The 13,409-nt window shown below is 71.9% G+C and carries 15 protein-coding genes, 1 pseudogene and 1 riboswitch; of the genes and pseudogenes, 11 read left to right on the forward strand and 5 right to left on the reverse strand.

Going from position 1 to position 13,409, the window contains the following annotated elements; genetic code table 11:
- On the reverse strand, positions 1-627 hold a 627-nt coding region (locus KS423_RS22240; protein ID WP_224281331.1), incomplete at its 3' end, for an ROK family protein.
- A gap of 359 nt (positions 628-986) precedes the next feature.
- On the opposite strand from KS423_RS22240, the gene KS423_RS22245 reads away from it, so the two are divergent.
- A complete protein-coding gene (locus KS423_RS22245) occupies positions 987-2,267 on the forward strand; it encodes an extracellular solute-binding protein (protein WP_224281332.1) in 1,281 nt (426 codons plus the stop codon).
- Between the two features lie 79 nt (positions 2,268-2,346).
- Here KS423_RS22245 and KS423_RS22250 read toward each other — a convergent pair whose 3' ends face one another.
- Positions 2,347-2,697 carry a cupin domain-containing protein gene (locus KS423_RS22250; protein ID WP_224281333.1) on the reverse strand — a complete coding sequence of 117 codons (351 nt, stop codon included), beginning with the start codon at positions 2,695-2,697 and terminating at the stop codon, positions 2,347-2,349.
- Positions 2,698-2,799: 102 nt separating this feature from the next.
- On the opposite strand from KS423_RS22250, the gene KS423_RS22255 reads away from it, so the two are divergent.
- Both KS423_RS22255 and otsB read left to right on the forward strand, forming a co-directional pair.
- Entirely contained in the window at positions 2,800-3,027 is a 228-nt protein-coding gene (locus tag KS423_RS22255; RefSeq protein WP_224281334.1) for a DUF3263 domain-containing protein, read from the forward strand.
- An 87-nt stretch (positions 3,028-3,114) separates the two neighbouring features.
- On the forward strand, positions 3,115-3,954 hold the full coding sequence (gene otsB / locus KS423_RS22260; protein ID WP_224281335.1) for a trehalose-phosphatase: 840 nt from the start codon (positions 3,115-3,117) through the stop codon (positions 3,952-3,954).
- Here otsB and KS423_RS22265 read toward each other — a convergent pair.
- Together KS423_RS22265 and KS423_RS22270 are read right to left on the reverse strand one after the other, a co-directional pair.
- Positions 3,941-5,452, reverse strand: a complete 1,512-nt coding sequence (locus KS423_RS22265) for a trehalose-6-phosphate synthase (protein WP_224281336.1) — start codon at positions 5,450-5,452, stop codon at positions 3,941-3,943. The two genes, otsB and KS423_RS22265, sit on opposite strands and share 14 nt — an antisense overlap.
- A 271-nt stretch (positions 5,453-5,723) precedes the next feature.
- On the reverse strand, positions 5,724-6,761 hold the full coding sequence (locus KS423_RS22270) for a glucosyl-3-phosphoglycerate synthase (protein WP_224281337.1): 1,038 nt from the start codon (positions 6,759-6,761) through the stop codon (positions 5,724-5,726).
- 148 nt (positions 6,762-6,909) lie between these two features.
- Positions 6,910-7,045, forward strand: a riboswitch (SAM riboswitch).
- Positions 7,046-7,061: 16 nt separating this feature from the next.
- Here KS423_RS22270 and thrC point away from each other — a divergent pair.
- From thrC to KS423_RS22300, 6 genes are all read left to right on the forward strand, one after another.
- Entirely contained in the window at positions 7,062-8,357 is a 1,296-nt protein-coding gene (gene thrC / locus KS423_RS22275; RefSeq protein WP_224281338.1) for a threonine synthase, read from the forward strand.
- Between the two features lie 41 nt (positions 8,358-8,398).
- Entirely contained in the window at positions 8,399-8,677 is a 279-nt protein-coding gene (locus KS423_RS22280) for a MoaD/ThiS family protein (protein ID WP_224281339.1), read from the forward strand.
- A gap of 537 nt (positions 8,678-9,214) precedes the next feature.
- Positions 9,215-9,418, forward strand: a complete 204-nt coding sequence (locus tag KS423_RS22285) for a cold-shock protein (protein WP_030057071.1) — start codon at positions 9,215-9,217, stop codon at positions 9,416-9,418.
- Positions 9,419-9,740: 322 nt separating this feature from the next.
- Positions 9,741-11,363, forward strand: coding sequence for a chaperonin GroEL (gene groL / locus KS423_RS22290; RefSeq protein WP_045692318.1), 1,623 nt, complete (start codon positions 9,741-9,743; stop codon positions 11,361-11,363).
- A gap of 102 nt (positions 11,364-11,465) precedes the next feature.
- Positions 11,466-11,822: a hypothetical protein gene (locus KS423_RS22295; RefSeq protein ID WP_224281340.1), complete on the forward strand. Its 357-nt coding sequence runs from the start codon at positions 11,466-11,468 to the stop codon at positions 11,820-11,822.
- 51 nt (positions 11,823-11,873) lie between these two features.
- Entirely contained in the window at positions 11,874-12,047 is a 174-nt protein-coding gene (locus KS423_RS22300; RefSeq protein ID WP_224281341.1) for a hypothetical protein, read from the forward strand.
- 6 nt (positions 12,048-12,053) lie between these two features.
- On the opposite strand, the gene KS423_RS22305 is transcribed toward KS423_RS22300, so the two are convergent.
- Entirely contained in the window at positions 12,054-12,743 is a 690-nt protein-coding gene (locus KS423_RS22305) for a hypothetical protein (protein ID WP_224281342.1), read from the reverse strand.
- Between the two features lie 66 nt (positions 12,744-12,809).
- Between KS423_RS22305 and KS423_RS22310 the strand changes: the two genes are divergently transcribed.
- Positions 12,810-13,193: a PadR family transcriptional regulator gene (locus KS423_RS22310; RefSeq protein ID WP_224281343.1), complete on the forward strand. Its 384-nt coding sequence runs from the start codon at positions 12,810-12,812 to the stop codon at positions 13,191-13,193.
- Positions 13,190-13,409, forward strand: a pseudogene (locus tag KS423_RS22315) (hypothetical protein); the annotation flags it as partial. The gene KS423_RS22310 and the pseudogene KS423_RS22315, both read left to right, overlap by 4 nt.

Consider the following 13,409-nt stretch of genomic DNA (forward strand, 5'->3'; position numbering starts at 1 on the left):
GGGGTCGCCGCTGGCCTCGGCCCAGGCGCGGGAGACAGCGGAGGCGGAGGCCAGCGTCTCCAGGCAGCCGCGGGCGCCGCAGCCGCACCGGGGGCCGCCGGGGCGGACCACGACGTGGCCGATCTCGCCGCCGTAGCCGTGCGCGCCGGCCTCGATCCGGCCGTTGATGCCGATGGCGCCGGCGATGCCGGTGCCGAGGGCGATGAACAGGAAGCGGTCGACGCCGCGGCCGGCTCCGAGCCGGCCCTCGGCCAGGCCGCCGGAACGCACGTCGTGGCCGAGGGCCACCGGCATCGCGCCGCCGTCCGGTCCGGCCAGGCGCTCGCCGAGGAGCTTGCGCAGCGGGAGCTCGCGCCAGCCGAGGTTGGCGGAGAAGACCGCGATGCCGTTCTTCTCGTCGATCGTGCCCGGGACGGCGACACCGGCCGCGAGCGGGGCGACGCCGAAGCGGCTGCGGCCCTCGGCCGCCAGGTCGGTGGCGAAGTCGAGGATGGCGGCGACGACGGCGTCCGTGCCGTGCTCCCGCCCGGTCGGTCGGCGTGCCTCGAACAGCACGGAGCCGTCCTGGGCGAGCAGCGCGGCCTTCATGCCGGTGCCGCCTACATCGAGTGCGATGACGTGCTTCACGGAGGACAGTTTCCCTTGGGCGGGTAGAAGAGGTCTAGTCCAGTTGTCGGATTGGTCTGGTCCATACTGGGTGAGCTTTGTCGCAGCTGCGGGGGGTGCGGGGCTTTGCGCCGGGGTGCGGGGCCCGGTGTCGAGGCGGGCGCGGACCGGGGGGTGTGAGGGGCGGGGGCGGGGGTTTTGTTGCGCATTGTGCAATGACTCCGAGCACTTCGATAACTACTGGGGCGAGCCCGGCCAGTGGTGTGGACCAGTGCTCGGCGGGTTTGGCAGTGTTGCGCCTCCCCCGCCGGATTCCCCCCGTTCCGGCCGGCATTCACCCCCGTTCATCCCCGTTCATTCCCCCGAAGGCGGTACCCGCGTTGAACAGGCGCGTCCACGTTCCCACCCGTGTGCTCGGCGGTGCGCTGGCCGGAGCACTGGTCCTCACCGCGGTCAGTGCCTGCGGCGGGCAGGACGACGGACCGGTCACCCTCAAGCTGGTCGCGGCCGACTACGGGGAGAGCCCCGAGACCAGCTCCCAGCACTACTGGGACACGGTCGCCAGGGCCTTCGAGGCGGCCAACCCCGGGATCAGGGTCAGCGTCGAGGTGGACAGCTGGACCGAGATCGGCAGGAAGGTCGAGGACATGATCGCGGCCGGCAAGTCGCCGGACCTGCTCCAGACCGGCGGCTTCGCGGACCAGGTCGCGGCGGACCGGCTGTACCCGGCGTCCGACGTGCTCTCGGTGGAGACCCAGGCCAAGTTCCTGGAGAACTTCGCGCACGCCGGGCAGGTGCTGGGGACGCAGTACGGGATTCCGTTCGTGTCCTCGTCGCGTGTCCTCTTCTACAACAAGGCGATGTTCCGGCAGGCCGGGATCACACAACCGCCGGCCACCTGGGCCGAGCTGCGGCAGGACGCGGAGAAGATCAAGGCCAAGGTGCCGGGGGTGACCCCGTACGGGCTGCCGCTGGGGCCGGAGGAGGCGCCGGCCGAGTCGATGCTCTGGACGCTGAGCGGTGGCGGCAGCATCTCCGACGACGTCGGCAACTACACCATCGACAGTGCCCAGAACCAGGCGACCTTCGGCTGGCTGAAGAGCAACCTGGTGGGCACCGGGCTGACGTACCCGAACCCGGGCGCGATGAACCGCACCCCGGTGTTCCAGGACTTCGCCGCGGGGAAGGTCGCGATGCTGAACGGGCATCCGACGCTGCTGCGGATGGCGGCCGCCGGGAAGATCGACTTCGGGACGGCGCCGATCCCGAAGAAGGACGGGGTGGGGCGGACCGGGAGCCTCGGGGTCGCGGACTGGATGATGGCGTTCAAGGCGAACGGGCACAAGAACGAGATCAAGAAGTTCCTGTCGTTCGTCTACGACAAGGACAACCAGCTGAAGTTCGACGAGCAGTACAACCTCCTGCCCGTCACTCAGGACGCGTTCGGCCAGATGTCGTCGGACCCGAAGCACGAGGACCTCAAGCAGTTCGCGGTCGGGCTGACCAATGCGAGCTTCTACCCGTTCGGGGACCCGGCCTGGGGTGAGGTCAGCAACCGGATCAAGGCCGGGATCGGGCAGGCGGTGACGGGGGATCCGAAGCAGGTGCTCGGGGGGTTGCAGGATGCGGCGGTGAAGGAAGCGGCGGAGGTCCGCAAGTAGGACCGGGCCGGGGACGGTTGGTGCCGGGGCTGGGGGGTTCGCGGTGGGCCTCAGCCCCGGCGGGGGTGCCGGTCGCCGGTCAGGGGAGCGTGATGGCGTAGGCCTTGCGGAGGGTCTCGTGGACCGTCCAGGTGGTGCGGTCGCCCTCGCGCAGGACGGCGCAGTCGCCGGGGCCGACCTCCAGGGTCGGGCCGCCCTCGACCTCGATGGTGGCCCGGCCGCTGAGCACCACGAACATCTCGTCGGCCTCGACGTCGGTGACCACGCCGGGGGTGATCTGCCAGAGGCCGCGCAGGTGGCGGCCGTCGGCGGACTCGGACAGCACCTTGCCGGTGACCTCGGGGGTGCCGGAGACGATCTGGGACGGGTCGAGCGGGTCGGGGTCGAGGTCGGCGGTGGGGATGTGCAGGGCGAAGCTGGGCGTGGTCATGGGGGTGACGTTAGTGGGGGTGGGGGCACGGTGGGGCGAGCAGTGTGTGTCGGGGTCGCGCGGGAGAATGACACTCCGTAGCGGTGGACGGAGGTGCTTGCGGTGGGCGAGCTGAGTGAGCGGGACCGGGCGGTGCTGGCGCTGGAGGGGCGGCAGTGGCGTACGTCGGGGGCCAAGGAACGGGCGATCCGGGAGGAGCTGGGGCTCTCCTCCACCCGCTACTACCAGGTGCTGAACGCCTTGCTGGACCGGGAGGAGGCGTTGGCGCATGCGCCGGTTCTGGTGAATCGGTTGCGGCGCGTGCGGGAGGCTCGGCGGGCGGCTCGTTGACCGGGGGGCTCTCGGGAGGACGGGTGTCGGGGGCGGCTGCGGGGGTGGCGGGTGCGGAGGGGGACGCTCCGGGGTAGGGGCTTCGGTATGGGCTTTGAAGAGATGTTCGTGCCGGGGACCGAGGCGGGGCGGGACGGGGTGCGGGCCATCCTGGCGACGCCCGGGGATGCCGTGATCGGGTTGGACTTCGACGGGACGTTGGCGCCGATCGTGGCGGATCCGGGGCAGGCGCGGGCGCATCCGGGGGTGGTGGGCGCGTTGCGGCGGCTGGCGCCGGTGGTGGGGGCCGTGGTGGTGGTGACGGGCCGGCCGGCCGGGTTGGCGGTGGAGTACGGGGGGTTCGCGGGGCTGCCGGGGGTGGTGGTGCTGGGGCACTACGGGGCCGAGCGGTGGGAGGACGGGGAGCTTTCGGCGCCGGAGGTGCATCCGGGCGTCGCCCGCGTGCGGGCGGTGTTGTCGGGGGTGCTGGAGCGGGTGGGGGCGCCCGAGGGGACGTGGGTGGAGGACAAGGGGCGGTCGGTGGCCGTGCACACCCGGCGGACGGCGGCGCCGGAGGAGACGTTGGAGCTGCTGCGGGCGCCGGTGGGGGAACTGGCGGCCGAGCACGGGTTGGTGGTGGAGCCCGGGCGGCTGGTGCTGGAGCTGCGGCCGCCGGGGGTGGACAAGGGGGCGGCGCTGACCGGGTTCCTGCGGGAGCGGGGGGCTCGTTCGGTGCTCTACGCGGGGGACGATCTGGGGGATGTGGCGGCCTTCGTCGCGGTGGAGAAGCTGCGCGGCGAGGGCGTGGCCGGGGTGCTGGTGTGCGCCGGCGCGGTGGGGGACGCGCCGGTGCGGGACCTGGCCGACCGGGCGGACCTGGTGGTCGCCGGGCCGGAGGGTGTGGTGGAGCTGCTGGGGGCCTTGGGGGAGGCGCTCACAGCGCGTTGAGCTGGTCCAGGAACCACTGCTGCGGGGGGAGCGCGGTGGCCGCCGCGGCCAGGCGCTTGGTGCGGTCGGCGCGCTCCTCCGGGCTCATGGTGAGGCCGGCGTGCAGGGCGTCGGCGGTGGCGATGACGTCGTAGGGGTTGACGGTGAGGGCGTCGTCCTTGAGCTCGGCGTGGGCGCCGGCCTCGCGGGAGAGGACGAGTGCGCAGCCGTGGTCGGAGACCACGGGGACCTCCTTGGCGACCAGGTTCATGCCGTCGCGGATGGGGTTGACCAGGGCGACGTCGGCCAGCCGGTAGGCGGCGAGGGAACGCGGGAAGTCGTCGTCGACGTGCAGGATCAGCGGCTGCCAGCTGGGGGTGGCGAACTCGCCGTTGATGGCGGCCGCGAGGTCCTGGACGGCCGCGGTGTAGTTCCGGTACTCGGCCAGGTCGGTGCGGGAAGGGTAGGCGAAGGCGATGTGCACCACCCGGTCGTGCCACTCGGGGCGGGTGCGGAGCAGGTGCCGGTAGGCCTGGAGGCCGCGGACGATGTTCTTGCTCAGCTCGGTGCGGTCGACCCGGACGATGGTGCGGCGGTCGCCGACGGCCTCGCGGAGGGCGGCGAGGCGTTCGTCGACGTCGGGGCGGTGGGCGCGCTCGCGCAGGAAGTCGGCGTCGGCGCCGAGGGCGTGGACGCCGAGGCGTGTGGTTCGCCGAATGGGGGTCCCCCCGGCCGAAGGCCGGGGGAGGGTGGTGCGGCCGTCGAAGGTGACGGTGAGCGCGTCGTAGTCGACGGTCGCCTTGAGGAGGTCTTCGCAGCAGGCGGCGAAGGCGCGGGCCCAGCGGTGGGTCAGGAAACCGGCCCGGTCGGCGCCCAGGATGCCGGTGAGGACGGCCCGGGCGACGTCGTCGGGCAGCAGCCGGTAGTACTCGGGCGGGGCCCAGGGGGTGTGCGAGAAGTGGCCGATCCGCAGGTCGGGACGGGCTTCGCGGAGCAGGGCCGGGGCCAGGGAGAGGTGGTAGTCCTGGATGAGGACGGCGGCGTTCGGGGCGGCTTCGGCGGCCAGGGCTTGGGCGAAGGCCTCGTTGTAGGCCTGGTAGGCGGCCCACTCGGTGCGGAAGTCGGCGTCGAAGGCGGGTGCGGTGGGGGTCGCGTAGAGCAGGTGGTGGACGAACCAGAGGGTGGAGTTGGCGACGCCGTTGTAGGCGCGGGTGAAGGTCTGCGGGTCTATGTCCAGCATCCGTACGGCTTGGCCGCCGACCGCGTGTCCGGCCAGGTCCAGGCGGCCGTGGGGCGCCCCTGCGGCGGCCCTGCGGTCGGAGTCGTTGAGGGCGGCGCAGACCCAGACGGCGTTCGGGTCCTCGACGGCGGAGAGGCCGGAGACCAGACCGCCGCCGCCGCGGCGCAGGGTCAGCGTGCCGTCGTCGGCGGTGCTGAAGGACACCGGTCCCCGGTTGGAGGCAACCAGGACGGGGGCGGTGCCGGTCGCGCTCGAACGGTTGGTCGATGAATCGGCCATGGGGGTTCCTCTTCTCGGGCTGCCGGATCACCCGGTGGGGGGTGATCCGGGCGCGCGACGGAGCGGAGCGCGACGGGACAGCCGTACAGTCGGGGCCCTGCGACAGGCGGCGGCCAGGGCCTGGCCGCCTTGAGGCTCCGCAGGGATCGAGTGGGAAGCCTCCTCGTCGGGAGGGGGAGGAGTCACGGTTGGGATGTTGCCGGTTGGTCGACATCGCAAACCCACAGTCGGATAGTCCGGCAAACCGCAGCGGCCGCACTGCACGGGTGTGTCACCCGTCGGTGCGGCGCTTCGCGTATTCGGGGACGGTGTGCATCGGGGGGCGTTCCAGGGAGGTGATCTCGTAGGTGCGGGGGGTGAAGATGGGGGTCCCTCCGGCCGAAGGCCGGGAGAGGGTTCCGGGGCTGCGGGTGAACTGGGTGAGGTGGGGGTGGACGAGGTCGGCTGAGGCCTTGAGGCGGTGGGTGCGGTCGAGGCGTTCCAGGGCGGTCCGGTAGATGGTGGCGGCCATCCGGCCGAGGGCCTGGCCGTCCTGGTGGCGGTGGTGCCGGACGCCGACGTCCACCTGGGCGAGGGCGTCCAGGCCGACCAGCTCCAACGCGTCGACCAGCAGTCCGAGTTCGACGCCGTAGCCGGTGGGGAAGGGCAGCCGTTCGAGCAGTGAGCGGCGGGCCGCGTACTCGCCGCCGAGGGGTTGGACGAAGCCGGCGAGTTCCGGCCAGTGGAGGTTGAGCAGGGGGCGGGCGACGAGTTCGGTGACCCGGCCGCCGCCGGCGGGCAGGACGGCGCCCTCCGACTCCAGCGGGCGGTCGTACATGGCCTTGACCAGCTGGATGGAGTCGTCGGTCAGCAGCGGGCCGACGATGCCGGAGACGAAGGCGGGGTCGAACTCGCGCAGGTCGGCGTCGATGAAGCAGACGATGTCACCGCGGGTGACCAGCAGCGAGCGCCAGAGCACCTCGCCCTTGCCGGGCACGGCGGGCAGCCGGGGCAGGATGGCGTCGCGGTGCTCGACCCGGGCGCCGGCCTCGGCGGCGACGGCGGCGGTGGCGTCGGTGGAGCCGGAGTCCACGACGACGAGTTCGTCGACGAGCGGGAGGCGTTCCATCAGCTCGCGGCGGATGGTGCGGACGATGTCGCCGACGGTGGCCTCCTCGTCCAGGGCGGGCAGGACCACGCTGACGGTGCGGCCGGTGCGTTCCTTGGCCGCGAGGAGGGTGTCGACCGGCCGGTCGGCCGCGCTCCAGGAGCGGCGGCGCAGCCAGGACGCCACCTGCGGGAGGAGCTCGGGAGTCGGTTCGGCGGGCACGGAGGTCTCCTCGGCGGGGTGGGGTGGGACGGGTCATCTCGCGTGGCGGACGGTCCCGTTCGGGTTTGACGCCTTCGGATACAGTCTTCGTACAGCGGTCGGACCTTTGCACGCCGGGGTCGCCGTTGAGCACCACCACAATTTCACAAGCTCATCCAGAGGGACTGAGGGAACGGCCCGTTGACGTCCCGGCAACCTTCTCGCGCGGCTGTCGTCGACAGGCCCCGGCGGGACAGGTGCCAATTCCGGCCCGTGTCGCGACCGCGCCACGGGGAAGATGAGGAGAGAGGCCTCGCCGTCATGGCTATCACTGAGACGACCCCTTCCGGCGCCGCACCCGTTTCCGTCGACCTCGGCCCCGCCGCCGCGCTGTCCTGTCGGGAGTGCGGCACCCGCTTCCCGCTCGGCCCCAGCTTCGCCTGCCTGGAGTGCTTCGGCCCGCTGGAGATCGCCTACGAGTTCGGCAGCGAGGGCGCCGAGGAGCTGCGCAAGCGGATCGAGGCCGGTCCGGCGTCCATCTGGCGCTACGCGCCGCTGCTGCCGGTTCCGGCCGACGTGGCGTCGAAGCCCAACCTGAACCCGGGGTGGACCCCGCTGGTCAAGGCGGACAACCTGGGCCGGGAGCTCGGTTTCACCGCCCAGCTGCACATCAAGGACGACTCCGGCAACCCGACGCACTCGTTCAAGGACCGGGTGGTCGCGTGCGCGATCGAGGCGGCCCGGGCGTTCGGGTACACCACGCTGTCCTGCTCCTCGACCGGCAACCTGGCCGGCGCGGTGGGGGCGGCGGCGGCCCGGGCCGGGTTCCGGTCCTGCGTGTTCATCCCGCACGACCTGGAGCAGGGCAAGGTCGTCATGGCCGGGGTGTACGGCGGCGAGCTGGTCGGCATCGAGGGCAACTACGACGACGTGAACCGCTTCTGCTCGGAGCTGATCGGCGACCCGGTCGGCGAGGGCTGGGGCTTCGTCAACGTGAACCTGCGGCCGTACTACGGCGAGGGTTCCAAGACGCTGGCGTACGAGATCTGCGAGCAGCTCGGCTGGCGGCTGCCGGAGCAGATCGTGATCCCGATCGCCTCTGGCTCGCAGCTGACGAAGATCGACAAGGGTCTCCAGGAGCTGATCAAGCTCGGTCTGGTCGAGGACCGGCCGTACCGGATCTTCGGCGCCCAGGCCGAGGGCTGCTCGCCGGTGTCGGCCGCGTTCAAGGCCGGCCGGGACGTGATCAAGCCGGTCAAGCCGGACACCATCGCCAAGTCGCTGGCGATCGGCAACCCGGCCGACGGCCCGTACGTGCTGGACATCGCCCGCCGGACCGGTGGCGCGGTGGAGGACGTCACGGACGCCGAGGTCGTGGCGGCGATCCGGCTGCTGGCGCGGACCGAGGGCGTCTTCGCCGAGACCGCGGGCGGGGTGACCGTCGGCGTGCTGAAGAAGCTGGTCGAGACCGGGCAGCTGGACCCGGCCAAGGAGACCGTCGCGATCAACACCGGCGACGGCCTGAAGACCCTGGACGCCGTCTCCGACGCCGGGATGACCGCCGTCATCCGCCCGACGCTGGACTCGTTCCGCGACGCCGGCCTCGCGTCCGTCTGAACCACCCCGCCCCGACAGGCCCCGCCCCCGCAAGGAGAGTCATGAGCGCCAACGTCCGCATCCCCACCATCCTGCGCACCTACACCGGCGGCGCCGCCGAGGTGACCGCCGAGGGTGCCACCCTGGCCGAGGTCATCGCCGACCTGGAGAAGAACCACGCGGGCATCTCGGCCCGCATCCTGGACGACACCGGCAAGCTGCGCCGCTTCGTGAACGTCTACGTGAACGACGACGACGTGCGTTTCACCGAGGGCCTGGCGACCGAGGTGAAGGACGGCGCCGGCATCTCGATCATCCCGGCGGTGGCCGGCGGCTGCTGAGCCGTCCGGAGAACCCGCGGTCGCCCGCGCGTACGGAATTCCGCTCTCCGTATGCGCGGGCGACCGCTTGCATTCCGGCGGGAATATTTCCGGGTCGAGTCGGAGTAGAGTGTGGCTCGGCTGGGAACAGGGTTTCCCTTTCGGCCCCCGCAGAGCTCGGCCCGGGGGTCTCCCGCCGCCGGCGGCGGCTCGTGAAACATGTCAGGCAGATGTCAGAATTACCGCGGGGATTTGGGTAATTCGTCCGCTATGTCCGGCGTGGAATGCCGAGATTTTCCCGATTCAGCCCGTCCTGTCCGTTGACGCCGCGGTGGAATTACCGGCGGCTGGCCCTGTTGCAGAGGGCTTCGATCCGGATACATTCAGCGGCGGTCGACGCAATCACCCGCTCACCGGAAGCCGTTCGGCGCTCCGCGCGGAGGGTTGCGGCGTGCACGGCTGCGCCCAGGGGGGGTTCCCCGGGCCGGCCTTCAAACCAACCCGGGCCCGCGACCTGCGGGCACGTGAAGGGCCAGCACAGCACTAGGGGAGTTCGGAATGGCTCAGGGCACCGTCAAGTGGTTCAACGCGGAGAAGGGCTACGGCTTCATCGCGGTCGACGGTGGTGCGGACGTCTTCGTCCACTACAGCGCGATCCAGATGGACGGCTACCGCACCCTCGAGGAGGGCCAGCGGGTCGAGTTCGAGATTTCCCAGGGACAGAAGGGCCCGCAGGCGGACATGGTTCGCGCGGCGGGCTGACCCCCTTCCGACCCCAGGAGCTCGGCGCGGCCCTCGGCTGGTGACCACTCGCTTCTCGACGGGCCCGTACGACACGTGTCGTACGGGCCCGTCGGCGTTCCCGGGCGGCCTCGGCGGCGGCTCGCGGGTTGTCGATTGGGCTTGCACTCGACCACCGTGAGTGCTAATCATTGCGTTAGCACTCACAGCGTGAGAGTGACAGCGGACCGGGTCGGTGAGGCCCCCGGGAGCGGTAGGGGAATGGACCCCCGCACACCAGGGCCGTCCGTCGCGGGCACCCCTTGGTCCGAGCAGTCGACCGTGTCCCGGAGGACCACTTCAGATGGCCAAGATCATCGCCTTTGATGAGGAAGCTCGCCGCGGCCTTGAGCGTGGCATGAACCAGCTCGCCGACGCAGTGAAGGTCACGCTCGGCCCCAAGGGTCGCAACGTCGTGCTGGAGAAGAAGTGGGGCGCCCCCACCATCACCAACGACGGTGTCTCCATCGCCAAGGAGATCGAGCTCGAGGACCCGTACGAGAAGATCGGTGCGGAGCTCGTCAAGGAGGTCGCCAAGAAGACGGACGACGTCGCGGGTGACGGCACCACCACCGCCACCGTGCTCGCCCAGGCCCTGGTTCGCGAGGGTCTGCGCAACGTCGCCGCCGGCGCCAACCCGATGGCCCTGAAGCGCGGCATCGAGAAGGCCGTCGCGGCCGTCTCCGACCAGCTGCTCGCCCAGGCCAAGGACGTGGAGACCAAGGAGCAGATCGCCTCCACCGCCTCCATCTCCGCCGCTGACACCCAGATCGGCGAGCTGATCGCCGAGGCCATGGACAAGGTCGGCAAGGAAGGCGTCATCACCGTCGAGGAGAGCAACACCTTCGGCCTGGAGCTTGAGCTCACCGAGGGCATGCGCTTCGACAAGGGCTACATCTCCGCCTACTTCGCCACCGACCTGGAGCGCATGGAGGCGACCTTCGAGGACCCGTACATCCTCATCGCCAACTCCAAGATCGGCTCGGTCAAGGACCTGCTCCCGCTGCTGGAGAAGGTCATGCAGAGCGGCAAGCCGCTGGTCATCATCGCCGAGGACGTCGAGGGCGAGGCCCTGTCGACCCTGGTCGTGAACAAGATCCGTGGCACCTTCAAGTCCGTCGCCGTCAAGGCCCCGGGCTTCGGTGACCGCCGCAAGGCCATGCTCGGCGACATCGCCATCCTCACCGGTGGCACCGTGATCTCCGAGGAGGTCGGCCTCAAGCTGGAGAACGCCGGCATCGACCTGCTGGGCACCGCCCGCAAGGTGGTCATCACCAAGGACGAGACCACCATCGTCGACGGCGGCGGCGACAGCGAGCAGGTCGCGGGCCGCGTGAACCAGATCCGCGCCGAGATCGAGAACAGCGACTCGGACTACGACCGCGAGAAGCTCCAGGAGCGCCTCGCCAAGCTGGCCGGCGGCGTGGCCGTCATCAAGGCCGGCGCGGCCACCGAGGTGGAGCTCAAGGAGCGCAAGCACCGCATCGAGGACGCCGTCCGCAACGCCAAGGCCGCCGTCGAGGAGGGCATCGTCGCCGGTGGTGGCGTCGCCCTGCTGCAGGCCGGTGTCGCCTTCGACAAGCTGGAGCTGGACGGCGACGAGGCCACCGGTGCCAACATCGTCAAGGTCGCGCTGGAGGCCCCGATCAAGCAGATCGCGACCAACGCCGGCCTGGAGGGTGGCGTCGTGGTGGAGAAGGTGCGCAACCTCCCCGCCGGTCACGGCCTGAACGCCGCCACCAACGAGTACGTCGACCTGGTCGCCGCGGGCATCATCGACCCGGCCAAGGTCACCCGCTCCGCGCTGCAGAACGCCGCCTCCATCGCGGCGCTGTTCCTCACCACCGAGGCCGTCATCGCCGACAAGCCGGAGAAGGCCGCCGCGGCCGCCGGCGGCGGCATGCCGGGCGGTGACATGGACTTCTGATCCTGATCGGATCGGTTGGTTCCTCGTCCGTGTGGGCGGCTCCCTTCGGGGGCCGCCCACACGGCGTTTCGGCGTTCGGACGTGTCGACGGAGAATGGACGGATGGCTGCTGACGACATCGAGACCGCCCTGCACAACGCGCGGGCAATGATCCTGGCCGACCTCACCGCGCGGGACGTGGCGGACGCCGCCGTCGTCTCGCTGGTGGAGCAGGCCGTCACGCACCGCCGCTGGTGGCTGGAACAGTGGCCGGACGGCACCGAGTACGTCCTCGGGCTGGTCGCCCAGGACGTCCAGGACGCGCTGCTGGAGGCGTACGGACGCTGGCCGCTGTGCACCGACTGCGCGGCGGACGGGGACCCTCACGCGCTGAGCGTGGAGCCCGAGCTGGGGCCGGAGCCGCACTGGGTGTGCGGCAAGCGGGGCGCGGTCGTGGCGTCGGTGGGCAAGCTGGACTAGCCGGCGGGGGCGCTCCCCGGGGGTCGGCGCGGCGGTGGATACGGTGCGCGCATGAGGCACTGGGTGTGGCGTGCGGTGGGCGGCTGCTGCGGTCTCGGGCTGTGGTGGGTGGTGGTGGAGGTGACGGGGGCCGACCAGGACGCGTGGTGGGCGGTCATGGGGCGCATCCCGTCGGTGATGGCGGGGATGGCCGCTGTGGACCGGGCGATCGCGCGGTGGCGTTGACGGTCGTCAGAGGGCTTCGAGCTCGGCCGTCAGGTTGGTGCGGGCGGCCGCTGTGAAGCGCTCGCGGGCGGCGGGGGTGCGGTAGAGCGCGGGCAGGGCGAGCAGGTGTCGCAGGACGGCGGCCCGGCCGGCCCTGAAGTCCGGCGCGGGGACGAAGCCGTACTCCTCGCGGACGGCGGCCGCGTACGCCGCGTACGCCTCGGGGGTGCCGCCGAGGACGGCGAGGTCCGCGTCGCAGAGCACCTCGCCGTTGCGGTCGCCGGAGGCGGGGTCGTGGCCGACGGTGAGCAGCACGAGGCGCTCCACCTCGGCGACCCGCTCGGCGGGCAGTCCGGCGGCGGTCAGCGCGCGGACGGCCAGGGCGGCGCTGCGCTCCTCGTTCTCGGTGCGGTCGGGGCGGTAGACGGCGTCGTGGAACCAGGCCGCGAGGCGGACGGCCTCCGGGTCGGCGGCGTGCCCGGCCAGCTCGTCGACGCGCCGCAGCACGGCGCGCAGGTGCGCGACGGTGTGGTAGCGGCGCTGCGGCTCCGACCAGCGGCGCAGCAGCTCCCGGCCGTACGGCTCGGGGTCGACGGCGGCCCCGCAGCGGTGCAGCAGGGCGGTCCAGGCGGCGAGCAGGTCTTCGGTGAGCGGCTCGTGCCCCGGGGTGGACGGGTCGTGCCCGGCGGTGGACGGGTCGTGCTCGGCGGTCGGCATGGCGACCATTGTGACGGCCCGGCCTGGCGCTGGACCCATAGGTAGGTTGGCGATATATGTAGTCGTATGACAGAACGCTCCATGCAGGAGCCCACGCTGCTGCTGCTCACCGCGCTGGCTGACGCCCCGCGGCACGGTTATGCGCTCATCCAGGAGATCGCCGCGATCTCCGACGGCCGGGTCAAGATGCGCACCGGCACGCTCTACGGGGCGCTCGACCGGCTGCTCGGCCAGGGCCTGATCGAGGTCGCCGCCGAGGAGGTGGTGGACGGCCGCGCCCGGCGCAGCTACGCGCTGACCGACGCCGGCCGGCACGCGCTGGCCGCCGAAGCGGAGCGGCTGCGGGCGGTCGCCACCGAGGCCGAGCGCCGGCTGGCCAGGATCCGGTCGATGTTGCCGGGCAGGACCGGGTCGCAGGGGCGGCCCGCGACGGGGGGAGGCCTCTCATGAGCACACCGGCGATCGGCGCGGGTCCCTCGGTGGCACTGCGGGCCGCGCTCCAGCTCTACCCGGCGCGGTACCGGTGCGAGCGAGGCGAGGAGCTGGCCGAGGTGTTCGCCGACACGACGGCGGCCGGCGGCCGGCTGGCGGTCGCCCGGGAGGTCCTCGGCCTGGCGGCGTACGGGCTGCGGGTGCGGCTCGGGCTGACCGGCGCCTCGGCGGCCG

This window comes from Streptomyces sp. LS1784 (assembly GCF_020103755.1).
GTDB lineage: Bacteria > Actinomycetota > Actinomycetes > Streptomycetales > Streptomycetaceae > Kitasatospora.